This window comes from Microbacterium sp. 22179 (assembly GCF_052045715.1).
In the GTDB taxonomy this organism is placed as follows: domain Bacteria; phylum Actinomycetota; class Actinomycetes; order Actinomycetales; family Microbacteriaceae; genus Microbacterium; species Microbacterium galbinum.
On the sequence record NZ_JBQEPJ010000004.1, the window covers coordinates 279,796 to 303,776 of the forward strand.

General features: G+C 66.6%; 25 protein-coding genes. 16 read left to right on the forward strand and 9 right to left on the reverse strand.

The features are described from left to right. Positions 1-190 precede the first annotated feature (190 nt). Genes ACTJKK_RS11270 through ACTJKK_RS11280 form a run of 3 tightly spaced genes read left to right on the forward strand, consistent with a single transcriptional unit; the run spans position 191 to position 4,344 of the window. Positions 191-1,228 (forward strand): DNA cytosine methyltransferase, encoded by a 1,038-nt coding sequence (locus ACTJKK_RS11270; protein ID WP_440748052.1) that lies wholly within the window; start codon positions 191-193, stop codon positions 1,226-1,228. Continuing rightward, on the forward strand, positions 1,206-3,155 hold the full coding sequence (locus ACTJKK_RS11275; RefSeq protein WP_440748053.1) for an ATP-binding protein: 1,950 nt from the start codon (positions 1,206-1,208) through the stop codon (positions 3,153-3,155). The genes ACTJKK_RS11270 and ACTJKK_RS11275 overlap by 23 nt, the downstream gene beginning before the upstream one ends. Beyond that, complete coding sequence (locus tag ACTJKK_RS11280; protein ID WP_440748054.1) at positions 3,067-4,344, forward strand: PP_RS20740 family protein; 1,278 nt, start codon at positions 3,067-3,069, stop codon at positions 4,342-4,344. Before ACTJKK_RS11275 ends, ACTJKK_RS11280 begins: the two co-directional genes overlap by 89 nt. A gap of 223 nt (positions 4,345-4,567) precedes the next feature. Here ACTJKK_RS11280 and ACTJKK_RS11285 read toward each other — a convergent pair whose 3' ends face one another. Genes ACTJKK_RS11285 through ACTJKK_RS11295 form a run of 3 tightly spaced genes read right to left on the reverse strand, consistent with a single transcriptional unit; the run spans position 4,568 to position 6,942 of the window. Next, a complete protein-coding gene (locus ACTJKK_RS11285; protein ID WP_440748055.1) occupies positions 4,568-5,584 on the reverse strand; it encodes an ADP-ribosylglycohydrolase family protein in 1,017 nt (338 codons plus the stop codon). 20 nt (positions 5,585-5,604) lie between these two features. Beyond that, a complete protein-coding gene (locus tag ACTJKK_RS11290; protein WP_440748056.1) occupies positions 5,605-6,276 on the reverse strand; it encodes an HNH endonuclease in 672 nt (223 codons plus the stop codon). 12 nt (positions 6,277-6,288) lie between these two features. Then, positions 6,289-6,942 carry a DUF7255 family protein gene (locus ACTJKK_RS11295; protein ID WP_440748057.1) on the reverse strand — a complete coding sequence of 218 codons (654 nt, stop codon included), beginning with the start codon at positions 6,940-6,942 and terminating at the stop codon, positions 6,289-6,291. 216 nt (positions 6,943-7,158) lie between these two features. Here ACTJKK_RS11295 and ACTJKK_RS11300 point away from each other — a divergent pair, with 216 nt between their 5' ends. The 4 genes from ACTJKK_RS11300 to ACTJKK_RS11315 all read left to right on the forward strand — a co-directional run bounded on the left by ACTJKK_RS11300 (position 7,159) and on the right by ACTJKK_RS11315 (position 9,061). After that, positions 7,159-7,668: a hypothetical protein gene (locus ACTJKK_RS11300; protein WP_440748058.1), complete on the forward strand. Its 510-nt coding sequence runs from the start codon at positions 7,159-7,161 to the stop codon at positions 7,666-7,668. Between the two features lie 265 nt (positions 7,669-7,933). Beyond that, positions 7,934-8,257: a hypothetical protein gene (locus tag ACTJKK_RS11305; RefSeq protein ID WP_440748059.1), complete on the forward strand. Its 324-nt coding sequence runs from the start codon at positions 7,934-7,936 to the stop codon at positions 8,255-8,257. 11 nt (positions 8,258-8,268) lie between these two features. Continuing rightward, positions 8,269-8,832 (forward strand): hypothetical protein, encoded by a 564-nt coding sequence (locus tag ACTJKK_RS11310; RefSeq protein WP_440748060.1) that lies wholly within the window; start codon positions 8,269-8,271, stop codon positions 8,830-8,832. After that, a complete protein-coding gene (locus ACTJKK_RS11315; protein ID WP_440748061.1) occupies positions 8,825-9,061 on the forward strand; it encodes a hypothetical protein in 237 nt (78 codons plus the stop codon). Before ACTJKK_RS11310 ends, ACTJKK_RS11315 begins: the two co-directional genes overlap by 8 nt. A 135-nt stretch (positions 9,062-9,196) precedes the next feature. Here the strand turns inward: ACTJKK_RS11315 and ACTJKK_RS11320 are convergent, their stop codons facing one another. Further along, positions 9,197-10,495, reverse strand: coding sequence for an MFS transporter (locus tag ACTJKK_RS11320; protein ID WP_440748062.1), 1,299 nt, complete (start codon positions 10,493-10,495; stop codon positions 9,197-9,199). Positions 10,496-10,577: 82 nt separating this feature from the next. On the opposite strand from ACTJKK_RS11320, the gene ACTJKK_RS11325 reads away from it, so the two are divergent. Next, on the forward strand, positions 10,578-10,883 hold the full coding sequence (locus tag ACTJKK_RS11325; RefSeq protein WP_440748063.1) for an ArsR/SmtB family transcription factor: 306 nt from the start codon (positions 10,578-10,580) through the stop codon (positions 10,881-10,883). 43 nt (positions 10,884-10,926) lie between these two features. Next, positions 10,927-11,364, forward strand: a complete 438-nt coding sequence (locus ACTJKK_RS11330; protein ID WP_440748064.1) for a hypothetical protein — start codon at positions 10,927-10,929, stop codon at positions 11,362-11,364. A 126-nt stretch (positions 11,365-11,490) separates the two neighbouring features. On the opposite strand, the gene ACTJKK_RS11335 is transcribed toward ACTJKK_RS11330, so the two are convergent. Further along, complete coding sequence (locus tag ACTJKK_RS11335; protein WP_440748138.1) at positions 11,491-11,763, reverse strand: helix-turn-helix domain-containing protein; 273 nt, start codon at positions 11,761-11,763, stop codon at positions 11,491-11,493. A gap of 69 nt (positions 11,764-11,832) precedes the next feature. Between ACTJKK_RS11335 and map the strand changes: the two genes are divergently transcribed. Continuing rightward, positions 11,833-12,606 (forward strand): type I methionyl aminopeptidase, encoded by a 774-nt coding sequence (gene map, locus ACTJKK_RS11340; RefSeq protein ID WP_440748065.1) that lies wholly within the window; start codon positions 11,833-11,835, stop codon positions 12,604-12,606. Between the two features lie 107 nt (positions 12,607-12,713). Here map and ACTJKK_RS11345 read toward each other — a convergent pair whose 3' ends face one another. Together ACTJKK_RS11345 and ACTJKK_RS11350 are read right to left on the reverse strand one after the other, a co-directional pair. Next, on the reverse strand, positions 12,714-14,285 hold the full coding sequence (locus ACTJKK_RS11345) for a glycosyltransferase family 2 protein (RefSeq protein ID WP_440748066.1): 1,572 nt from the start codon (positions 14,283-14,285) through the stop codon (positions 12,714-12,716). 234 nt (positions 14,286-14,519) lie between these two features. Continuing rightward, the gene (locus ACTJKK_RS11350; protein ID WP_440748067.1) at positions 14,520-14,771 is read right to left on the reverse strand and encodes a hypothetical protein; all 252 of its coding nucleotides are present in this window, start codon (positions 14,769-14,771) and stop codon (positions 14,520-14,522) included. Between the two features lie 125 nt (positions 14,772-14,896). On the opposite strand from ACTJKK_RS11350, the gene ACTJKK_RS11355 reads away from it, so the two are divergent. From ACTJKK_RS11355 to ACTJKK_RS11365, 3 genes are all read left to right on the forward strand, one after another. After that, on the forward strand, positions 14,897-15,526 hold the full coding sequence (locus ACTJKK_RS11355; RefSeq protein ID WP_440748068.1) for a PadR family transcriptional regulator: 630 nt from the start codon (positions 14,897-14,899) through the stop codon (positions 15,524-15,526). 72 nt (positions 15,527-15,598) lie between these two features. Then, positions 15,599-17,293, forward strand: a complete 1,695-nt coding sequence (locus ACTJKK_RS11360; RefSeq protein ID WP_440748069.1) for an ABC1 kinase family protein — start codon at positions 15,599-15,601, stop codon at positions 17,291-17,293. A 491-nt stretch (positions 17,294-17,784) separates the two neighbouring features. After that, positions 17,785-19,722 carry a BCCT family transporter gene (locus ACTJKK_RS11365; protein ID WP_440748070.1) on the forward strand — a complete coding sequence of 646 codons (1,938 nt, stop codon included), beginning with the start codon at positions 17,785-17,787 and terminating at the stop codon, positions 19,720-19,722. Positions 19,723-19,741: 19 nt separating this feature from the next. Here ACTJKK_RS11365 and ACTJKK_RS11370 read toward each other — a convergent pair whose 3' ends face one another. Both ACTJKK_RS11370 and ACTJKK_RS11375 read right to left on the reverse strand, forming a co-directional pair. Continuing rightward, positions 19,742-20,014 (reverse strand): hypothetical protein, encoded by a 273-nt coding sequence (locus tag ACTJKK_RS11370; RefSeq protein ID WP_440748071.1) that lies wholly within the window; start codon positions 20,012-20,014, stop codon positions 19,742-19,744. Between the two features lie 154 nt (positions 20,015-20,168). Beyond that, a complete protein-coding gene (locus ACTJKK_RS11375; protein WP_440748072.1) occupies positions 20,169-21,731 on the reverse strand; it encodes an SDR family oxidoreductase in 1,563 nt (520 codons plus the stop codon). Between the two features lie 91 nt (positions 21,732-21,822). On the opposite strand from ACTJKK_RS11375, the gene ACTJKK_RS11380 reads away from it, so the two are divergent. From ACTJKK_RS11380 to ACTJKK_RS11390, 3 genes are all read left to right on the forward strand, one after another. Further along, positions 21,823-22,074: a hypothetical protein gene (locus ACTJKK_RS11380; protein WP_440748073.1), complete on the forward strand. Its 252-nt coding sequence runs from the start codon at positions 21,823-21,825 to the stop codon at positions 22,072-22,074. Positions 22,075-22,135: 61 nt separating this feature from the next. Beyond that, positions 22,136-22,309: a CsbD family protein gene (locus tag ACTJKK_RS11385; protein WP_247623802.1), complete on the forward strand. Its 174-nt coding sequence runs from the start codon at positions 22,136-22,138 to the stop codon at positions 22,307-22,309. 97 nt (positions 22,310-22,406) lie between these two features. After that, positions 22,407-23,978, forward strand: coding sequence for an MFS transporter (locus ACTJKK_RS11390; protein ID WP_440748074.1), 1,572 nt, complete (start codon positions 22,407-22,409; stop codon positions 23,976-23,978). Positions 23,979-23,981: the final 3 nt, after the last annotated feature.

Sequence of the window (23,981 nt, forward strand, 5' to 3'; positions counted from 1 at the left end):
ATCGCGGTTGGTGCGTGGGCGGCAACCCGGCGAGTGACGATTGCTGACGGCGGTCTCGTCGTGGCGGTGAGTCCAACGTGTCCGAGGCACCCGATAAGGTGGACAGGATCTACGGGTGGGTGGTGCCGCAGCCCGATCGTCGGTGCGCTTACTTGAGTGGGGGAGTCGAGGTTGTGGAGATGGGGACTGGATGTCTTTGCCAAGGGTCGTAAGTCTGTTTTCGGGCGCAGGCGGGCTCGATCTCGGCTACCAGGAGGCAGGGTTCTCTTTGGTCCTTGCGGTCGACCGTTCGGAATGGGCGATCAAAACCCACAGGCGAAACTTCGTCGGTATCACGTCGATCGCCGCGGACTTGATGGAACTGCAGCCAGAGGGCGTGATCGATGCCCTCGCCGACGTGTTAACAGATGGTGAAGCGATCGGTGTGATCGGCGGGCCGCCTTGCCAAGGATTCTCGCGAGCAAATCCCGCCGCCCTTGCATCCGACCCACGCAACCAGCTTCCAATCTTGTACTTGGAGATTGTTGAGGCGCTACAAGCGAAGTATGACGTACAATTTGTGCTATTTGAGAACGTTCTCGGGATCAAAGATGTGAAGCATGAGATTGCATTCAGCGCAATCCTGAGCAAATTCAAAGATCTCGGGTTCAATGAACGGGTAGACGAGTATTGTGCACTGGACTTCGGAGTACCACAAAACCGAAACAGGGTAATAATCTCGGCATTCAAAACGGCCGAAGCAGAGGCAGCATTCGCTCCCACCAAGCTGCCGCGGGACGGCTTAGATGTCAGAGCAGCGATCGGCGGCCTGCCTGAGCCAACGTTTTTTGCCCGGGGACTTTCGCCTACTGACATCTCTTTTCACCCGAATCACTGGACGATGCGACCGGTGTCAGCTCGCTTCCGAAACCCCGAGCGAGCCCCGAAGGGGGCCCGTAGCTTTCGAAGACTCGCCTGGGATAGGCCAAGCCCGACTGTTGCGTACGGTCACCGGGAGATACATGTTCACCCTCAAGGCCATCGTCGCCTGAGCATCTACGAAGCTATGAGGTTGCAGGGCTTTCCGACCAGCTTCGTGCTCGAAGGGCCTCTCTCGGCGCAGGTCGAACAGGTCTCTAACGCAGTGCCCCCGCCACTCGCTCAGGCATTGGCGAGGGCAACCATCAGGGCTTTGGAAAGTAAGAGTGCAGGAACAGGAGAAGCACGTGAACTCTCCGACGAAGAGTGATCGAGAACTTGCGGAAGAGCTGCGGCAGGTAACGACGCAGGCGGGATCGATCGAGTCGGTGCTACGCACGAATGATCGCGTTATTGCAAGAGTCACCGACGGAATCTACCGACAGCCCGGATCGGCAATCCGAGAACTCATTGCTAATGCCTACGACGCTGACGCGACGTGGGTGTCCGTCAAGACTGATGCACCTAAGTTTAGCCGGATCACGATTGAAGATGATGGGACGGGGATGACCCCTGACGCTGTCATTCACCTTCTGCACAATATCGGCGGCAGTGCTAAGCGGACAGAGCAAGGGCAAGCGTTAGGAATAGCTTCAGAGGGTGACCCTACCCTGACTCCTGGTGGTCGAAAACTGATCGGCAAATTGGGCATCGGCATCTTCTCAGTGTCGCAACTCACGCATAGTTTTCAGATCATAACCAAAACCGCGGGGGACGCGTATCGAACCGTTGTTCTCGTGAGGTTAAAGCAATTCGCAGACGAACCGTCCAACGGTGACGAGACGGACTTCAAGGCGGGTGAGTACCAGGTTTGGCGTGAGCGTACGAGCGATGTTGACGCGCACGGAACGACTATCGTGCTTACATCCATTCGCCCGCAAACGCGTGACAGCCTGCGAAGCGAACAGCTATGGAGTTCGATCGATAACCCGATCAGTGAAGAATCCGGGGCCAAATCGCTCTCCGCAATCCCTCTTTTTCACATCGGTCGTCTCGATGGCGCGGACTTTCATATTGAGGACAAACGAGGCGGCGCACGAAAATTGCCTTGGGAGGATCGAGATGATCCTGATGTTGCGTTTAGCAAGATGGTTGATTGCGTTTGGTCGTCCGTTCAGAATCGAGCTACGGTCAAGTTGGCAGAGATTTTCGACAACTACTTGCAGATGGTTTGGAATCTGGCCCTGTCGCTTCCGCTACCTTATGTCAACGGAAGCGTTCTAGATGAGCAAGTTTCAGATGACTGGGCATACTTCTTCAAACTTTCGAACAGCCCGAAAGGATCGGCGACGCAGCTGATTTCGAGCGAGGATGGTGTCACCCTTCGGGAGATCTCAGGGCTTTCGTCCACGAGTTTGGATGAGTCGGATGAGTTTCGTGTCGTCATTGATGGTTTGCAGCTGAGTAGACCCTTGAAGTATCGCGGTTTACCCACGACCCAGCACGCGCTGAAAAAGCCGATGGTTTTTGTTGGCTCTTTGCGCGAAGATTTCAACGGATTCGATCGGGACGTCAGTGCAGGTCCGTTGGAGTTCGAGGCGTATTTATTCTGGACACCGAAGGTCGCGCCGACGGAGCATCAGGGCGTGCTTGTCCGCATACATGGAGCAAGTGGGACCCTCTTCGATTCAACTTTCCTCAACTATCAGATCGCGGAGCTCACGCGGCTGCGTCAAATCACCTGCGAAGTATTTGTGAAGCAGGGACTCGAAGCCGCGCTAAACATTGACCGCGAAAGTTTCAATACGGCGCACCCGCACACCGTCCTGCTGACACGTTGGGTGCACAGTGCGCTGCGTCAGTTGGCCACCGCTCAAAAGCGTCAGGCACAAGAGGTGCGGCTTCAGGCGAGGGACACTACGCGACGAGACGCCGAGGACCGAGTCGCGGAAATCATCGAGGCCGCCAACGCGATCAGATCCGATGGCGAAGGCGTCGTGCCCCACATACGATTTACGGGCTCGGAAGAACTGTCCATCGATCCGGAAGGGATAACTCAGACCTATGAGCTCGCCCGCATTGTTGGCGAGATCCCGTCATCCGCTCAGATCGTTCCGCGTTCCGAGAGTCTTCGGCGCCTTGAATCTATAACCAAGCTGCTTGCCGTCTATGGTGTTCTCGAACAGCTTTCCCAGAAGGAGCAGGAGAACCTTCTCGGTTCAATTCTTGGAATTTTGGAAGCCGAGAACATTGTCTGATCATCAAGAGCACGAGGGGTCGGGCGAGGATCTTCGGTCACTTATCGGTGATGGTTCTCCCCCATTTCCGGCTCGAACGGAGCGCAGTTTTCAGCCGTGGCACAGGCCGCGAAAGCAGCACGTACGCTCGGCGCAATGGTCCCGCGAGTTGGGAATACTGATTCGGGACCTTCAGATAACGGAGGAAGTGCGCTATCTCACTTTGCCTGGGAATGACTTCCTGGATATACGACATTTCGCGAAGTCGGTATGCGGACCGCGAAATGTGCGACTGAAGTATCTTGGATTTAACACCGCTGCCTCCCCGTTGGATGCAGGTCAACCAGAGCTAAATGCAACGCAGTTTTCGATTAATCGACTGGATGTGGTTGACTCCGAATCAGAAGTTGTCGATGGAGATTTTCGGAGGGTCGGAAACACCAGATCGATACAATGGCGTAAAGTTCGAAAAGCTGGACCCTTCCACGTGATAAATCTCGATCTATGTGGTGGTTTTGCGGGCAAAGAGCGGGCCGGAGGTATTCCAAACTACTTCGCCGCGCTGCAGGCAGTTCTGCAGAATCAGAGTAGTTCCGACGAAGATTTCTTGTTGTTTATTACTACTCGGATTGACGAAGAGAGCATTGAGGCCAACGTTCGACAGTCGCTCCAGGAGCTTTCGCAGGCAATGCACGATGCCTGCCAGAGTTACGCTTCGGAGTTCGCCTCCGCATGGGGCATCCATGATGCAGCAGACTCTGTCGCCCTGTCCGATGAGGTTAGTGTCGCGGACGGTTTTATGCTTGGGCTAACGCAATGGATAGTCTCTCAGGCGGTTGGCCACGGCATGAGGGCGGCAGTTCGAAGCTTTTTTACTTATCGTACGGGCGCAGATATGAACGGCGAGGACGATATCGTCTCTTTGGCAATCAGGTTCAAGCCTGATCCATTTATCCATGTAGACGCTCAAGGTCTGGTGGGTTCGCTATCCACCCCTGCTGAAAGAGACGACAAGCTTTGCGAGCAATCTTCTAGGATTCCCAAACGTGTGAGGCAGCGAGTTCTGGTGGATGACATCTTGAGTACGCAGGCTGATGTTTTTCAGCAGTGTTTTCTGGAGTCTTCGGAATTGCTTCAGGATGCTGGATACGAGGCCGAGGCCTACAGAGACTGGGTGATGCAAGAGGCGGACCGGTACGCGACGGCTTGAGCGTTTGCTATGCCTGTCCGAGCCGTTGGTGTCCTAAATTGACGCGCCCTCTCGTGCGTGATACTTGTTCGTGCACTGGCTCGGTGTCGCATTAGCGCGGTCCATCGCGGCGTGCCGCCGTGCTATCGGTGATCGGGTGCACACTGGACGATTCGCAGGCGTTCCTGGGCTTACATGTCCCTAGGGTGAGATCTTTCCCGGCCCAGGAATCGTGGTCTAGCCGCTACGTGTCGTCTGATCGCGCCCACTCGGTAGGTCTAGAGATGCCGCTTGCGGGTGGCCTAGCGCGAGTTGGCCCTGTCCCGCTGGTCGCCATGCTCACCCGCCCCCGCAAATCCCCCACCGAGTACCCCGGCCACCCGTGCAACACCCCGCCCCACTCCCCAGGCAGCCCCGACGCGCCCCACACCGCCCCACCCAGCGACCCGGCGATCGCGGCGACGGTGTCCGTATCCGCCCCACCCCGCACGGCCCGCTCCAACGCATCCACCAGCGACGACGCCCCAGCAACAGCCGCCAGCGCCCCCTGGAACGCCCGCACGACCCACCCGTTTTGTGCCATGAAGTCCCGCGGATGGGCCCCGGGCGCCAGCGCCTCATCGATCAAGCCGTCCCAGCGTGCAGCATCCACCGCCGGCAGCAATGACAGTTGACCCCGCACGTCGAGCTCGCCGGTGAGGATCGCGTGCCGGATCGCCGCCGACCAGAGGATGCAGGCAGAGGCGCTGTCCTGCTCCCAGTGCGTGAGCTTCGAGATCGTTTCGGCGGCGGCCGCGAGTTCCGAGGCGGGCCGGTCGAGATAGCCGAGCGCGAGCGGACCCGTGCGCATGAGCGCCCCGTTGCCGCCGCTGCGTCCGGCGTGGTCGTGCTCGGCGCGGGATGCCGCGAGCACATCGGCCTCGGTGAACGGCTGCGGAATGCGCGCGAGCACCGCGCGGGTCTGCGCGCCGACGTCTTTCGCGGTTTGCGCCCATCCGATCCAGCGTCCGACGATCTCCTCGCGCGACGCGGCATCCTCCAGTCGATCACCGCGCGCGAGCACGTCGAGGATCGGCACGGCCATGCTCGTGTCATCGGTCCACTCGCCGACGCCGTGCCCGAACTGCCCGACGCCGAACACGGGCATCACCGCATCGTCGAGCGCCGGACCGAACTCGTACTGCGACCCGAGCGCATCGCCGGCGGCCGAGGCGAGCACGGCACCGACCGCGCGGTCGAGCTGAGGGGCGGTGAGGGGCATGGGTGAGGCCTTCCGGTCGGTCACGCAGGGTCGGGGGTCGTAGAGATCGACAGTTGCTCGTCGTGGAACTCTTTGACGCGTGCGCGGATCTCTCGGGCCGTTGCCTCGGCCTCTCGCATCAACCGCAGGAGGCGAGCATGGTGCTCCCAATGCTCGAGCCAGAGCGGCTCTCCAACCACGCTGGCGAAGTCGATACGAGCGGGGGTTCCCCATTGCTCGAAGCGTTCGAGGTTCGCAGCGCGATCGTCGATGTCGGCGACCGCGCGTCGTTTGGGAGAGAGGCGAGCGTCGCTGAACATCCATGTACGCCATGCCTTATTTCCCTTGCTCTGATTGCACTTCCCGCACGCCGGCACGAGATTGCGAATCTCCGAGATGTATCCGGTCGGGCGTTGCTTGTCGACGAGGGGGCGGAGGTGATCCCACTCCGTGCTCGTGTCACCGCAATACGCGCAGGCGACCCGCTCAAGCATCCCGAGAATCTCCAAGGCCTCGCGAACCTCGTCCTCGGTTGGCGTGACGACGGGGATCACTCCGTTGACGAAAGAGTTCGTGATGCTTGAGGAGCGTCCGGTGATGCTCACCGGGGAGGGCATGGCGAAAAGCTGTCGATACGTCGCCTCAATTGCGGGCGCGATTGCTTCCGATTGTTCGGCGAGGTGTGGACTCTCCATCTTCTGATTCTCGACCATCGACCCCGACACCTAGATGCGACGACTCAGCACGTGCTCCACGACTCGCTCAGCGGATAGTCGGGCGCGGCCATAGAGCACGTGGTCGAGCCGCACGCCGTCGATCGTGTCGTAGATCGAGATCCGAGAAAGTCGAACCTGGCCAGAGGCCGCACTCGCGTCTTTCATTGAGTCATAGAGTGCGCGCTGCTTCCACCGCGATGCACCATGGTTGTCGAACACGCCATCGGGGTCGGTTCCGCCGAACATTCGCGTTGCAGAAGGCGATGACCAGCGTCTGCCCCCGGTGCCTGACTTCTGTTCGTGGGTGGCGCAGTACTCAAGGTAGGCGTCACGCCACGGCAGGTCGGACGCCCAGGGCGGGGCGAGAGTCGCCACGCGGTAGCGGTTGAAATGAAACCCCTCGTCCAGCTCGAGCAAGACCCCGTCGAAGGCGAGGTCCCAGGCCCCGGGTGCGAGGCGCGGTTGCGGTTGGGTTCCCCCGAGGCGCTTGTAAAGGTCGAGGACATCGGCGGATGCCTCGGCGCGCATTGCCGCCAGCCGTGGGGCCGCAGGTTTGGGAGAGGCGCGCAACCCCGCGCTGAGCAAGAGGTTGCTGAGCGCCGCGGCGCGTGCGCCAGTTCGTACCACGGGATCAGCCCTCGTCGAAGGGCGCGGATCGAGCATTCATGTGTGGATCCTCTCTTAGCCAAGGCGTCGCCGATTCGTAGGGCAATTCATACGTAAAGAAACTCGCACAGTGCAAACAACGTGTAAAGAATCGGGCCGATTTTTTACACGTCGATCACATCCCCCGAAGGCCCACGAAGTAGATCGGTATTCCAACTCCACCCCTCCGCCTGTCGCGCACCGGCATCCGCAACCCGTCGCTACGGTGACGGGGTGCAACTCGGATCACTCGCAGACATCGTCACCGCTCTCACCGCCATCGGCGCGCTCTTCGCCGCGATTCTGGGCGCGAAGCATGCCGGCAGGCTCTTCGCCGTCGAAGCCAAACGCGACGACGACAGCGCCGCCCGTGAACGACAGGCGCAGGCGCGTCAGGTCTTCGCGTGGGTGGCGTCGCGCATCGGCGAAGACGAGACGACGTACGGCGTGGTGGTGGTGAACTCCTCGGAGCAGGCGATCTACGACGTCGAGGTGCGGGTCACCGGCGCCGACGGGTTGGAGCGGCGACCGGTCGCGCTCACGATCCTGCCGCCCGGCGCCTACTACCTCGGCGAGAGCGATGCGGCCTACGGCTGGGAGTTCGCCTCGCGGTTGCGGTCGTTCGAGGACGAGATTCGTCCGGTGACGAAGTCGAAGAAGCGCGGCATCCGGGGGATGACGTTCCGCGACAGCTCGAACCTGACCTGGGCGCGCGATGAGATCGGGCTGCTGTCGGCTAGCTGACGGGATCTCGGGGTGGGACCCTTCGACAAGCTCAGGGACCCAGTTGCTCTCAGGGGCCCAGTCTCTGTGTGTGGCCCTTCGTCACTTCGTCTCGCTGCGCTCGCTCAGTACGGCGCTCGCCGCTTCGCTCCGGTTCCTGAGCGAGCGAAGCGAGACGAAGGGCGCTCAGGAACCGGACGTCGCTGTCAACCCTCCGCGACCCCGTCCGTCCCACCCGCTAACCTGGCCCCACCGACACACACGATCCCAACCGGAGGGGACCCGCATGTCATCCGAAGCCACCGCCACGTTCCACTCGAACGCCGATGCCACCGCCACCGCTGCAGCCGTGCAGAAGACCCTCGCCGACACCAAGGCGAAGGTGCTCGGGCAGAGTCCCGACGGCACGCAGATCGACTTCCAGACCCGTAAGACGATGCTCAACTGGGAGCTCATCGGGCGCGCGACGGTCGTGCCCGCGGCATCCGGATCCGACGTGCACCTGTGGCTGAACGTGCACCACAACCGCCCGCCGGCGCTCATGGACGGCGTCAAGAACAAGAAGGCCGTCGAGAAGCTCGCCGGTCAGATCCAGGCGAACCTCGGCTGACGGCATCCGCTGTGTCGTTCGTGCGGGTCGCCGACGGTCTCGCGATCGTCGACGAGATCCTGCGCATCCGCCGGGGTGAGCGTCGCGGACCCGACGGGCGCCCCGACGTCGAGGTCGACTGGCGCGCGCTCAGCCCGTGGATCGTCGAGAACGATCGGGTGAGGATCTTCCCGCTGGCGCGGTCCGAGGGCGACGACCCCGACGAACGGATGCCGGCGCTCCGACGCGAGCTCGAGATGGCGTTCGTCCACTTCTACGGAGGAGACGGGTTCCATGCGGAATCGCCGCTCGACCCCGACGAGGGATACGGCCGCGTGCTGAGCCGGGAGGAACTCGTGTCGTTCCCGCGAGCGGTGTGGCGGGTGCAGGACTACGCGTTCACGCTCGTTCATGCCGCCGACTTGCACGCTTCCGACGCGACGACGCTCGCACTCCACATCTTCCCCGCCGAGTGGCGCTGGCCCGTGCTCGGCAACGCCGACACCAAACGCGCGGCCTCGCATCGCCGCCGCATCGAGAAGCAGGTGCGCGACGCGAACGCGAGTTGGACCTGGCCGGAGGATGCCGGTGAGTGACCGGCATCCGTGCTGCGATCCGTACCGCGACGGCGACCGCACCGACCCGAACGACGAGCAGCGCGCGGGCCGCGTGCGGATCGTCGAGACCTCCGAGCCCGGCTGGTCGATGACCTACCTCGTCGAGTGCACGACCTGCGCGCGCCGCTTCACCGTGAAGCAGATCGACGGCCCGGCGCTGCGCTGGACGTGGGTGCCGCAGGGCGAGAAGCGCCGACGCGCGCACTGATCGGTGCGCAAGCGTGCACCGATCGGTGCCATATGTCGGTCATGGGCGCTCAGAACCGGCATTTCGCACCGATCCGTGCACGCGCACCGATCCGTGCATAAGAGAGCCGTGCACAAGAGGCCGCAGCCCCCGCGCCTACCCCCGCCGCACCCGCAGCACGAACGCCACCGCCGCCAGCGCGATCACGACGACCCCGTATCCGAAGCACACCGCCTCGAGCCCGACGACGCCCACGAGCAGCCCCGCCGCCACGGCCGGCACCCCGAACGCGAGATACGCCAGCACGTAGATCACGGCGAACGTGTCGGCGCGCTCGGTCGCGGGGATCTTCGGCGCGAGCGACGCGACCACTCCCGAGAACGCGGTTCCGAAGCCCATGCCCGTGACTCCCGCGGCGACGAGATAGAAGGGGAGCGACTGCACCGAGAGCGCCGCGAGCGACAGCGCGGTTCCGACGGCCAGGGCCGCCGTGCCGAACAGAACGGTGGTGCGCGCCGGCATCCGACGCATCGCGAACGCCGTCACCGCACCGACACCCGCGAGCAGCACGACGCCCAGCCCCTGCCACACGTGCGCCTCGCCGCCGAGCTCGCCGCGCACGATGTTCGCGCCGAGCGAGAGGAACAGCCCGCCCGTCGCCCAGCCCGCGATGATCGCGGGTGCACCGCGCCAGAAATCCGAACGGATGCCGGTGGGCACCGATAACCGGAAACTCAGCGACGCCCAGACTCCGGGCCGACGCGGCGCGGTCTCGGGGATCGCGAAGAACAGCGCGGCGAGCAGCACGTACGCGGTGGTGAGCGGCGCGAAGACGTCGAGGAGTGCTTCGCCGGTCACGTCGAGCAGCGCCGCCGACACGAGCGCACCGGACGCGAGACCGATGCCGGGGCTCAACGAGTTCCAGAGGGCCGCGGCCTTCGGGCGCCCGGTCGGGGCGAAGTCGAGCACGGTCGCCGACAGCGCCGAGATGAGCAGACCGCTCGCCGCGCCCTGCAGGATGCGGGCGAGGAACAGGGTGGCGACGGCATCCGCATGCCAGAACAGCACCATGCTGGCGGCGAGCAGCAGGAATCCGCCGACCGCCACCGGCCGCCGGCCGATGTGGTCGGAGAGCGAACCGGCCGTGAGGAGCGTGAGCAGCAGTGCCACCGCGTACACGGCGAACACCGCGCTGATGACGATCGCGTCGAACCCGATCTGCTGCGCGAGCACCGGGTAGAAAGGTGACGGCGCGCTCGCGCCCATCATCATCACGATCTGCGCGACGACCGCGAGCGGGAAGCCGAGGCCGGAGCGGATGCCGGCGCGACCGGGTCCCTGAGCCGCACTGGGTCCCTGAGCCGCACGGGGTCCCTGAGCCGCACGGGGTCCCTGAGCCTGTCGAAGGGCCCCATCGCGCTGCGGCGGCACGGTGATCGACTCGGTACTGGTCATGCGGCGCTCCTCAATCGTTCGAGTTTTCTCGAACCATCCGACCGTACTCGCCATCCGATGATTGTTCAACTATTCTCGAACCATGCCTGGCGATCTTCCTCACCCGGAGCGCTCCGAGATCCAGCTGACCGACGTGCTCTTCGCGCTCAGCGACCCCGAGCGCCTCGCCATCACCCGCCAGCTCGCCGACGGTCCGCTCGACATGGCCGCCTGCCACGCCACCGACCCGAACCTGCCGAAGTCGACCAAGTCGCACTTCATGAAGGTGCTGCGCGAGGCGGGTGTCATCCGCAACGAGCCCGACGGCCGGCGTCGACGCCTCACCCTGCGCCGCGACGACCTCGACGCCCTGTTCCCCGGGTTGCTGGACTCGGTGCTCTCCAGCTGAGGGCACCCTTGCGAAGCATCCGCCCCTCGGCGAGGCTCGAAGCATGGCCATCACTGCGACTCGGATCGACGACTACTTCACCCGCTACGCCGCAACGCTGACGAACTTCGACGCCGGCGCGTGGGCCAAGCTGTGGGCCGAGCCGGGGGTGGTGGTCGACGACGCGGCGTCGATGGTGGCCGAGTCCCGTGAGGCGCTCGTGCAGGGGCTCTCGATGTCGTTCCCCCTGCACAAGCGGCTCGGTTTCGCCGCGGCGGGGCACGAGGTGCTCGACATCACCCTCGTGACGGAGAAGCTCGCACTGGTGCACGTTCGCTTCGTGTTCCGCGACGTCGAGGGTGCTCGCCTCAGCGAGATCACCAGCTACTACCTGCTGCGCGACAACGGCTTCGGGCTGCAGACGGCGGTGTGCATCGAGACGGATGCCGCCGAGAAGACGCGCGAACTCGCCACCGCCCGAGGGGTCGAACTGCCGGGGTGAGCTGCGGGCACGCGAGACCTCGCGCCCGATCGGTGCGAAGTGTTGGTTATGGCGCGCCATTACCGACATTTCGCACCGGTCGGCGGCACTCAGACGCGGCGGAGCGCCCCGCCCCGCCCCCCGCGCCTACGAAGCCACGCGACCCGGGGCCGCGGCATCCGCGTCGATCTCGGCCCATACGGCGTCGAGCGACAGCCCCAGAACCCCCGCGATCGCGGCGATCGTCGAGAACGCCGGTGTGGCGACGCGGCCCGACTCGATCTTGCGCAGCGTCTCGGGCGAGACTCCGGCGTCGAGCGCCACGCTCAGCATCGACCGCTCGCCCCGCGCAGCGCGCAGCAGGGCGCCGAGGCGCTCGCCGCGTTCGACTTCGGCGGGGGTGAGGGGCAGCCGGACCATCATGATGCCAATACTAATCCCGGGATAGGATTGCCGGGATAGTTATTGGTCGCCACCGGAAAGCACCCCATGATCGAAATCCTCACGCCCGACGAACTCGACCGCGCCCGCGCGACCGGCGCCCTCGTCGGCGACATCCTGCACGCGCTGAAGGCTCGGGCATCCGTCGGCACCAACCTGCTCGACATCGACCGCTGGGCGAAGCAGATGATCGAGGATGCCGGCGCCGAGTCCTGCTACGTCGACTACGCCCCCTCGTTCGGCGACGGACCCTTCGGCCACTACATCTGCACCGCCGTGAACGACGCCGTGCTGCACGGCATGCCGCACGACTACACGCTCGCCGACGGCGACCTGCTCACCCTCGACCTCGCCGTCTCGCTGCGCGGGATCGCGGCCGACGCGGCGATCAGCTTCATCGTCGGCACCACGCGCGATCCCGAGGACGAGCGCCTGATCGAGACGACCGAGCGCGCGCTCGCCGCCGGCATCGCCGCTGCCCGCCCCGGCGCCCGCATCGGCGACATCTCCCGCGCGATCGGCACGGTGCTGAAGGCCGAGGGGTACCCGATCAACATGGAGTTCGGCGGCCACGGCATCGGCTCGACCATGCACCAGGACCCGCACGTCGCCAACAACGGACGCCCCGGCCGCGGCTACGTGCTGCGCCCCGGCCTGCTGCTCGCGCTCGAGCCCTGGATCATGGCCGACACCGACGAGCTCGTGACGGATGCCGACGGCTGGACCCTCCGCAGCGCGACGGGTGCCCGCACCGCGCACACCGAGCACACGGTCGCGATCACGGAGAACGGCGCGGAGATCCTGACGCTGCCGACGCGATAGGTGGGGTCCCCCGGGCGGGGCCCTTCGACAGGCTCAGGGACCCCGTTCGGACGAGGAACTCAGCCCTGGGTCGCTGAGCCTGTCGAAGCGTCGCAGGGCGGCATGACCTAGCTGCGATGCAAGACGCGACGTGCGCGTCGCGCCGACCGCCCGGCCAGGTCGCGCAGTCCCGTGCCCGACCCCTCGCGCTGCAGCTCGACGCCGCCGCTCGAGCCGGTCGTGAGAAGCACGGCGCTGCCGGCCAGCAGCGGTGACGATCCCGCGCGCATCAGCGCACCGGCATCCGACGTCACGGGCACGTCGAACGTCCACCCGGCCCGCCGCACCTTCGCCATCAGGCGCAGGGTCGAGGAGGGGCCGTGGTCGGCGAACACCCTCAGGGGATCAATCGCGACCGAGATGCCGGAGCGCGCACGGGGTCGCTCGCTCGCGATGCGACGTTCGTCGCCGGGCTCATCGCCGAGGAGGAACAGTTCGATCCGGTCGTTGGTGCGCTCCCGCCCGGCGACGAGCGCCTCGGGCGGCAGGTCGGTGAGCGATTCGAGCGGTAGCGACGACAGGCGGTCGGTCTCTGTGTCGAAGACGAGCGCCTCGCGCCCGTCGCGCAGGATGCTGACGTCGATCGACAGGTGCAGCCCGCCGCCGCGCGACCAGTTCGCCGAGGTGACCGCGGCCACGCACGACAGCTCCGTCTCGAACTCCGCGAAGCGCACGAGGTCGCCGCGCAGCCCGGCACGCAACAGCGCCGCGCGGATGCGGTGGGGGAACGACAGTCCGGCGTCCACGCCGGGGCCGAAGCGCCTCTCGACGATGGGGGTCACGACGTCGATCAGCCGGTTCCGGTACTCGGCGGGGTAGCGCAGCATCTGTCTGCCGCTCAGGCGCTTGAGGATCTTGCCGCGGAACCAGTGCCGCAGCAGGCGGTCGCGCAGGGTGCCCGGCTCGGTGTTCGCCTCGACGACGTCGAGCACGTTCTCGAGGTGCGGAAAGTAGGTCTCGGGATCGAGGCGCGAAGCGCTCGCGCTGCCCGGATGCTTGACCCACGCGTAGCAGGGCACGCTCGCGAGGATCGAGATCTTCGACGCCGCGAAGTACGCCTGCATCACGTAGAGGTGGTCCTCGAGGCGCACGCGGCCGTTGGGGAAGCGGATGCCGTGGGCGCGCAGGAACTCCGTGCGGAACAGTTTGTGCGGTGTGAGCATCTCGAGCAGCGGGTGCTCGCCGAGCACGGCATCCGGAATATCGCGACGGAAGATGCGGCTCGGCAGGGCGCGTCCGATGCCCACCTCCTTGCCGACGACGACGTCGGAGCCGTTCGCATCGGCGTAGTCGCAGAGGGCCTGGAGGGCGGTGTCGAAGAGGTAGTCGTCCTGGTCGACGAACTGCACGTAGGTGCCCTGCGCGGCCGCGACGCCCTCGTTGCGCGGCGTGCCCGGCCAGCCGGAATGCGGCAGATTCAGCACGCGAACGTGCGGACGATCCTGAGCAACGCGGTCGAGGCGCCGCTTCGTCGCCTCATCGGAGCCGTCGTCGCAGAGCAGGATCTCGAACTGATCCGGACGCAGGCTCTGCCGGTCGAGCGAGGCGATGAGGTCGCGGAACCCGTCGCCCGGGTTGAAGACGGGCACGATCACACTGACCCGGATGGACGGCTTCTGGATTCCGATATACGACGACATTGACGCCAGTAGAACAGTCGTCGCTATGACGCGCACCGGGATTGCATTTCCCCCGGGCGTGTGGTGGGCACGATCGAGGCGGTCGGATCGCGGAGACGGCCTCTCGGCGCAGGGGCCCTTCGACAGGCTCAGAGACCCGGTGTCGTGGGACCCTTCGACAGGCTCAGGGACCCGGTTTCGTGCAGGTACCCACCCCTGGGTCGCTGAGCTTGTCGAAGCGTCGCAGGGGCGGTCTCAGGGGGTCGATGGCCCGTCCGGCTCGGGCGGCGCGTCGGGCGAAGCATCCGTCTTCTTCTTGTTCTGCGCATCGAACGCCAGCCCGATCGCGATGCCGAGCGACAGCCCGAGGCCCATACCGAGGCCGAGGTTGTCGAAGAACAGCAGGCCGGCCACGACGCCGAACGGGATGCCGAGGGCGATGCCCATGACGAGGCCGGTCTGGGTCTCCTTCGCGGACTTCTCTGACTTCTCTCCGGGATCTGTCATGCATACGACGGTACGGAGGCCGGAGGGGCGGTGCATCCCCCTTGTGGGGGACCCGGATTCCCACCCCGCACCCAGGTGAACGATATATCGTTGAGTATCGTTCACCACCCCATCTGGAGGTCATCATGAACAACGCATTCCCCTTCGGCGGAACCGGCAGCAACAGCAGCAACGCCGACAACCCGCTCGGCAACATCTTCGGCACCGGCGGCCTCGGCGGCCCCAACGGGCCGGCCGGCGCGCTCTTCGACGCCTTCGACCAGCTGCGCAAGTCGTTCGACCAGCAGCGTCCGTCCGCCGGCAGCCGCATGGCCCGCGGCGATGTCCGCGCGGCGGTGCTCTCGCTGCTCGCCGAGCGCCCGATGCACGGCTACCAGATCATCAACGAGATCTCCGAGCGCAGCGGCGGGTCGTGGAAGCCGAGCGCCGGCTCCGTCTACCCGACGCTCCAGCTGCTCGCCGACGAGGGCCTGATCGAGGCCGAGGAGCAGAACGGTCGCAAGACCTACTCGCTCACCGAGGCCGGTCGCGCCGTCGCCACCGAGACGACCGAGACGAAGGCTCCGTGGGAGTCGACCTCGAAGGACGGCCACCGCAACGACCCGCGTTTCCACGCGCTGCCCAAGGCCGGTGTCGACCTCGCCGCCGCCGCCGCTCAGGTCGGCCGCAGCGGATCGCCCGAGCAGGTGCAGGCCGCGATCGACGTGCTCGACGACGCCCGCCGTAAGCTGTACAGCATCCTCGCGCAGGACTGATCCGGCCGGGATGACGCGCTTCTGCCCGCCCGGCCTCCGGGCGGGCGTTCCCGACGGCGGAGGAAGAACACGATGACGGATGCCCCGGCGCAGAGCGCCCACCGCGCTCGCTACCGTCGCATCATCTCCTTCGCCGCTCGGGAATTCGTGAAGATCTGGTGGTTCGAGCTCGTGCTGCCGCGCTTCGGCATGAGGGGCATCTCTGAGCGCACGCGCGCTCCGCGCATGCAGAAGTTCGCCCGCCGGTTCCACGGCCTCGCGGTCGAGCTCGGCGGGCTCATGATCAAGGTCGGCCAGTTCATGTCGTCGCGTCTCGACGTGCTGCCGCCCGAGATCACCGCCGAGCTCGCCGGCCTGCAGGACGAGGTGCCGGCCGTGCCGTTCGCCGAGATCCGGGTGCTCGCCGAGGCCGAGCTCGGGATCCCGCTCGGGCGTGCGTTCGCGTGGGTCGACGAGACTCCGCTCGCCGCGGCATCCCTCGGTCAGGCCCACCGGGCGAAGCTGTCGGAGCAGGATGCCGCCGACACCGGGCTCGACACGGTCGTGGTGAAGGTGCAGCGTCCGGGGATCGACGGCATCGTCGCGACCGACCTCGCCGCGCTGCGCCGGGTCGGGAAGTGGCTCACGCGGGTGCGCATCGTGTCGGACCGGGTGGATGCCCCCGCCCTCGTCGAGGAGTTCGCGGCCACGAGCCTCGAGGAGATCGACTACCTGCACGAAGCGGCATCCGCCGAGCGTTTCCGGGAGGCCTTCGCCGACGACCCGCGCGTCGACGCGCCGGCGATCGTGTGGGAGCGATCGACCCGCCGCGTGCTGACCCTGTCGGACGTCACGGCCATCAAGATCAACGACACCGATGCGCTGCGCGCCGCCGGCATCGACCCCGCGCAGGTCGCCGAGGTGTTCGCCGAGGTCATGTTCGACCAGGTGTTCACGCACGGCTTCGTGCACGCCGACCCGCATCCCGGCAACATGTTCGTGACGCCGCGGGCGGCGGGAGCGGATGCCGGTGAACCGCCGTGGCACCTCACCTTCATCGACTTCGGCATGATGGCCGAGGTTCCGGCGAATCTGCGCGCCGGCCTGCGCACCCTCCTGATCGCGGTGACCGCGCGGGACAGCCGCGGACTCGTCGCCGCCGCGAAGGAGATCGGGGTGCTGCTGCCCTCGGCCGACACCGGCGAGCTCGAACGGGCGCTCACCGCCCTCTTCGCACGGTTCGGCGGCATGGGCTTCGCGGAGCTGTCGAAGGTCGACCCGCGCGAGTTCGCCGACTTCGCCGACGAGTTCGGCGACATGGTGCGCCGTCTTCCGCTGCAACTGCCCGAGCACCTGCTGCTGCTGATCCGCGCGGTGTCGCTCACCTCGGGCATGTGCAGTGCGCTCGACCCGACGTTTAACGTGTGGGATGCGGCCGAGCCCTACGCCAACCGGCTGCTGCGCGACGAGAGCGGCAACCTCGTGCAGGACATGGCGCAGCGCGCGATGAAGACCGCCGGCATCACGATGCGCCTTCCCGACCGCATCGACGCGATCATCACCCGCGTCGACGACGGCAACGTCACCTTCGACACCTCCCGGCTCGAACGCCGTCTCGACCGGCTCGAGGGCATCGCCCGCCGCATCGGGTCGGGCGTGCTCTTCGCCGCGATGCTTGTGGGCGGCGCACTGCTCGTCGAGCCGGTGCCCGGTCTCGGCTACACCCTGCTCTGGGCATCCGCTCTGCCCCTGTTGCACTCGGTGTTCTCGGGCTTCTTCCGCCGGTAGCCGCGGGGCCGCCCCGCGACGCTTCGACAGGCTCAGCGACCCAGGTCGGGGTGCCTCGAAACTGGGCCGGGTGGGGCCGACGGAACTGGGTCCCTGAGCTTGTCGAAGGGCCCCGCCGCGCCCGCGAGCGGAGGAGAACTCGCGTTCGGCAGGAGCATCCGCCGCTTTTGATCCTGCGCAGCGCGAGTTCTCCTCCCGAGCGAGTGGATGCTGCCGCCCTGCGACGCTTCGACAGGCTCAGCGACCCAGGCCGGGTGGGCCGACGGACCCAGGGCGGGTGGGGTCGACGGAACCAGGCCGGGTAAGGCTGACGGAACCAGGACGGGTGGGGTCGACGGAACCAGGCCGGGTGGGTCGACGGAACCAGGCCGGGTGGGTCGACGGAACCAGGCCGGGTGGGGTCGACGGAACTGGGTCCCTGAGCTTGTCGAAGGGCCCCGCCCCGCGCAAGCCCCCGTCCCGGTGAACGCGCCGTGGGAGAATGGTTTCCCATGGAGACCCCCGAAGAGAAGCCTCCCCGCACCACCGCCACCAATATCGTCCCCAAGGCCACCGAGACGGGCCGCAAGATCGTCCGCGACATGTCGGCCGTTCCGCCCCGCGGACTGCACCCGGCGCTGATCCCCGGCGTCTCGGTCGAAGAGACCGGGCGCACCTATCGCACCGACCACCTCGTGTTCGGCGTCGCGCTCGTCGCGACCGTCGCGTTCATCGCCTGGGGCGTGTTCGCGGGCGACAACCTGTCGGGCACGGCGAGCAGTGTGCTCGCGTGGGTGGTCGAGTACTTCGGCTTCTTCTTCACGACGATCGCCACCGTGATCCTCGTGTTCATGCTGTTCGTCGGCTTCAGCCGGTACGGGCGCATCCCGCTCGGCCGCGATGACGAAGAGCCCGAGTTCTCGATGTTCTCGTGGATCTCGATGCTGTTCGCCGCCGGCATGGGCATCGGTCTGGTGTTCTGGGGTGCCGCCGAGCCGCTCACGTTCTTCGAGACGCCGCCGCCCGGCACCGTCGAGGCCAACACCCTCGAGGCGATGCACACCGCGCAGGCCCAGGTGCTCTACCACTGGGGTCCGCAGGCCTGGGCGTTCTACGCGCTCGTCGGCGGCGCGATCGCCTATGGTGCATTCCGCCGCGGCCGCACCCCGCTGATCTCCTCGATCTTCGCGCCGCTGCTCGGTGAGGGCCGCACGACCGGTCCCCTCGGCCGCACGATCGACATCTTCTCGATCATCGTCACGCTCTTCGGCACGGCCGCCTCGCTCGGACTCGGCGCCCTGCAGATCGGCCACGGCGTGGAGCTCGTCACCGGCATCGGAGAGGTCGGCAACGGCATCCTGATCGCGGTCATCGCCGTGCTCACCGCGTGCTTCATCGCCTCGGCCGTCTCGGGCGTCTCGAAGGGCATCCGCGCGCTCTCCAACACCAACGCCGTGATGGCACTGGTGCTCGCGTTCTTCGTGTTCTTCGTCGGGCCGTCGATGCTCATCCTCAACGTCATCCCCTCGGTGGCCGTGCAGTTCCTCGGAGACCTGCCCACCATGATCGCCCGCTCGGCGTCGCAGGGTGCAGAGGTCGAGACCTTCCTCTCGGGCTGGACGATCTTCTACTGGGCTTGGTGGATCTCGTGGTCGCCGTTCGTCGGCATGTTCATCGCGAAGATCTCGCGCGGCCGCACGCTGCGCCAGTTCGTGGCGGTCGTGATCGTCGTGCCCTCGGCCATCTCGCTCATCTGGTTCGCGATCTTCGGCACCACGGCGATCAGCCAGCAGATGGACGGCGCCGGGCTCGTGGTCGATCCCCCCGAAGAGGTGCTGTTCGGCGTGCTCGAGAACCTGCCGTTCCCGCTGATCACGAGCATCCTGCTGATCCTGTTGATCTCGATCTTCTTCATCACCGGCGCCGACTCGGCCTCGCTCGTGATGGGCACGCTGTCGCAGCAGGGTCGTCCGGAGCCCGCGCGCTGGGTCACGGTCACCTGGGGCGCCCTGGTCGGCGCGATCGCCGCGGTCGTGCTCGTGTCGGGTGACGAGGGGAGCGGACTGCAGTCGCTGCAGAACGTGACCATCATCGCCGCGCTGCCGTTCGCGGTGATCATGGCGTTCATGATGGTCGCGTTCATGATCGACCTGCGCCGCGACCCCATGATCCTGCGCGAGCGGTATGCCCGTGCGGCGGTGCGCCACAGCGTCATGGCCGGGCTCGAGGAGTACGGCGACGACTTCGCCCTCGTGCCCGTCGAGTACGACCACTCGGGTGACGACCTCGCCTGGATCGACGAGGAGACCGTCGACGAGACGCTCTCCGAGGTCTACGAGGCGGCGACCGAGGCGATCGACATCATCCCGCAGGGAGACGTCGACGCCGCGGTGGATGCCGCCGTCGACCCCGAGCAGACGGATGCTCCGGAGCGGCCGCGCGTCGACTGATCGGTGTGCGCGGGGTGGCTCAGCCACCCAGGCGGGTCAGGCGCACGACGAGCAGGCCGACCGAGGTGATCAGCACGAAGTAGCTGAGCACGAGCCCGAGGATGGCGGCGAGGAGCATTCGCCCTCGATGGCCGACGGCGCGGTGCCCGACGAACACCGCCGCGCCCGCGACGACGATCGACACGAGATACCCGACGACCCCGCTCGCGAACGTGAGGAACACGATCAGCGCCACGACCCCCGCGGCCAGCGCGATGAGGTGGCGGTGCGGGTTCGGTTCGGCGTCGGTCATGCCCCGAGCCTATCCAGGCGCGCTCCGCGTGGTGGGTGCTTCGACAGGCTCAGCAACCCAGCTTCTTGGCTCAGCAACCCGGTTTCTCGGCTCGGCAACCCAGGGGCACGGTCGGATCTGGGTCCCTGAGCCTGTCGAAGGGTCCCGCCGCGAGTTACTCCGCGCCCTCCGCCGTGGCGGTGATGCGGGCGGCCATGCCGGCGAAGATCGCGCCGTGGAACGGCAGCACCGCGAGCCAGTACAGGCGTCCGCTCAGCCCGCGTGGGAAGAACACCGCCCGCTGCTCGTAGCGGGCACCCGTCCCCTCCGGCAGTGCGCGCAGTTCGAGCCAGGCCGAGCCCGGCACCTTCATCTCGGCGCGCAGCCGCAGCAGCCCTCCGCTGGCGGGTGAGGCATCCGTCGTCGTGCCCGGCGACTCGACCGCTTCGACGCGCCAGAAATCGATCGCGTCACCGACCCGGGCGTCGGTGCGGCTGCGGCGCCCGCGGCGCAGGCCGACCCCGCCGACGAGGCGGTCCATGAGACCGCGCACCGCCCACAGGAACGGCGACGAGTACCAGCCGTTCGATCCGCCGATGCCCAGGATCACGCGCCACAGCTGATCGACGGATGCCGTCGTCTCGAGCGACCGTGCATCCGTGAACACCGTGCGCCCGGCCCAGTCGGGGTCGCTCGGCAGCGGGTCGCTCGGTGCGCCCGAGACCTCGGCATCCTGCCAGCTGGTCTCGATCGTGTCGTTGTTCGATCGGCCGATCGCGAGCGCGACGGCCTGGCGGTAGGGCATGAGATCACCCGTCGGACGCGGAATGAGGTCGTCGACATCGCGGTTCTTCACGACGCATTCGTTCTGCAGCGAGGCGACGAGCGGGCGCGCGATCGAGCGCGGCACCGGCGTCACGAGGTTCACCCAGTGCGAGGCGAGGCCCGGGGTGAGCACGGGGAGGGCCGCGATCGCGCGCTGGGGGAGTCCGGCCTCGACCGCGTAGCCGTTCATCATCTGCCCGTAGCGCAGCACGTCGGGTCCGCCGATGTCGACCGCCCGGTTCACGCTCTCGTCGACCCGGGCGGCGCCGAGCAGATAGTGCAGCACATCGCGGATCGCGATCGGCTGGATGTGATTGCGCACCCACTTCGGGGCGGGCATGTACGGCAGCACCTCGGTGAGGTGACGGATCATCTCGAACGACGCCGAGCCCGACCCGATCACGACCCCGGCCTGCAGCACGAGCGTCGGCACCCCCGATTCGAGGAACACCTCGCCCACCCGCACGCGCGAACGCAGGTGCGGCGACAGCTTCACGTCGTCGGGATGCAGTCCGCCGAGGTACACGATGCGGCGGGCTCCGGCCGTTGCCGCGGCATCCGCCACCGTCTGCGCCGCGCGCTCGTCGGCCTCTTCGAAGTCCTTGCCGGCGCCCATCGAGTGGATCAGGTAGTAGACGACATCGACGTCGCGCATGGCCTCGGCCACGGCATCCGCATCGTCGGCCGAGCCCTCGATGATCTCGCAGTCCGGACCCCAGGGGAAGGATGCCGCACGCGCCGCGTCGCGCGCCAGGACCCGCACCCGGTACCCGGCGTTGAGCAGGCGCGGGGTGAGGCGTCCGCCGATGTACCCGGTCGCCCCGAGCACCAGGGCGACGGGGGCGCTGCCGTCGTCTCGGGGGATCGCGCGCAGGTCGTCTTCGCGTCCGGTGGGTTGGGTGAGCTCGGTCATGTCCCGAGCGTAGGTCGGATCAGCGGAGATTTCACTAGGCTGGCGTTTCACTAGTCAACCTAGTAATCTTTCCTCCGAGGAAGGTGATTCGATGTCCCCGGCAGTGGAGAAGACCCGTACGATCGGCACCCGACGCGCCCTCCGCCGGACGCCCGGGATGATCCCCGCAGACGGCGTCGACCTCGCCCCGCTGTCGGCCCGGCAGGCCGTCGGCCGCATGTCCGGCATCACCGCTCCCGTCGAGCGCCGATCCTTCTGGCGCGCCGCCGGGATCGTCGGCGGCGTCTCGCTCGTCGCCGCGGCGTCCGCTCCGCTCATGGCCGGACTGCTGCTCTCCGGATGACCCGGCATCCCCGGATGCCCCACCAGACCATCGCGAACCACCGAGAAGAAAGGAGCCCCCCATGGGACTCGACGACAAGATCAAGAACGCCGCAGAGGACATCGCCGGTAAGGCGAAGGAGGCTGCGGGCAAGGTGACCGGCAACGAGAAGCTCGAGGCCGAGGGCAAGGCAGATCAGGCCAAGGCCGACGTGAAGAAGGCCGGCGAGAACGTCAAGGACGCCTTCAACAACTGAGCGAGCCGCAGGAACTTCGGGGAGACGGTGGGTGTACCGTCTCCCCGAACTCTGTCCCGGGGCATTCGCCTCGCGACGGGAAGAAAGTGAGAACGACATGTCCGATCCCGTGAAGAGCGAATCCCTCTGGCAGCGGCTGCTCCGCCGCTTCCGACCGGCGCCCACCGAACCGCGTCGGCTCACGGTCGACGACGTGACGGTGGTCGACCGCCCCATGCTCCGACGGGCGGTCGCCGGAACCGTAGTCGGCAACCTGATGGAGTGGTACGACATCGGTGTCTACGGCTACCTGGCGGTCATCATCGGACGGGCGTTCCTGCCGGATGCCTCGGCCGGGGCGCAGTCGCTGTTCTCGCTCGGCGTGTTCGCCGTGACCTTCGTCGCGCGCCCGCTCGGCGGCATCGTGCTCGGCCAGCTCGGCGACCGGATGGGGCGCCAGCGCGTGCTCGCCTTCACGCTGATCATGATGGCGGCCGCGACGTTCCTCATCGGTGTGCTGCCCGACTTCTCGATCATCGGGGTCTGGGCGCCGATCCTGCTGATCGTGCTCAAACTGGCGCAGGGCTTCTCGACCGGCGGCGAGTACGCCGGCGCGACGACCTTCATCACCGAGTACGCGCCCGACAAGCGCCGCGGGTTCTACGCCTCGCTGCTCGACCTCGGCTCCTACATGGGGTTCGCGATCGGCGCGGCGTTCGTCTCGATCCTCCAGCTCACGCTGTCGGCCGACGTCATGCAGGGCTTCGCCTGGCGCATCCCGTTCCTGGTCGCGCTGCCGCTCGGACTCATCGCCATCTACTTCCGACTCAAGATCGAAGACACCCCCGCTTTCCAGGAAGCGCAGGATGCCGCGGCCCACGCCGCCGACGAAGCGCAGGCCGCGGCCGATGCGCCCAAGGGCGTCATCGCCCTCATCCGCGCGTACTGGCGCGAGCTGCTCACGGCCTTCGTTCTCGTCGCCGCGGCGAACACCGTCGGCTACGCGCTCACCTCGTACATGCCCACGTACCTCACCGGAACCCTCGGCTACGACGAGGTGCACGGCACGCTGCTGACGCTTCCGGTGCTGGTGGCGATGGCCCTCTGCATCCCGCTCACCGGTCGGCTCTCCGACCGCATCGGCCGCAAGAAGGTGCTGTTCATCGGCTCGACCTCGGCGATCGTGCTCGCGGTGCCCGCATTCCTGTTCATGATGCACGGCGAGATCTGGTCGACCGTGCTGGGCCTCGTGCTGCTCGCGTTCCCGGTGACCTTCTACGTCGCCAATCTCGCTTCGTCGCTGCCGGCGCTCTTTCCCACGTCGTCGCGCTACGGCGGCATGGGCATCTCGTACAACCTGGCGGTGGCGCTGTTCGCCGGTACCGCGCCGGTCGTGATGGAGGCGCTCGTGCAGATGACGGGTTCGTCGCTCGCGCCCGCGTTCTACGTGATCGGCACGTCGATCGCCGGGTTCATCGCGGTGGTCGTGCTCAAGGAGTCGGCGCGCCGACCGCTGCCCGGCGCGATGCCGAGCGTGCAGACCGAGCAGGAGGCCATCGAGCTCGTCGAGGGGCAGGACGACAACCCCGACCTCGACCTCGACGAGCTGTTCCCCGAGCGCGTCGAGCAGGCGGCGGATGCCGCGGGTGACGCCGACGGCGCCGAGCAAGCCGAGCCCGAGAAGGTCTGAGGC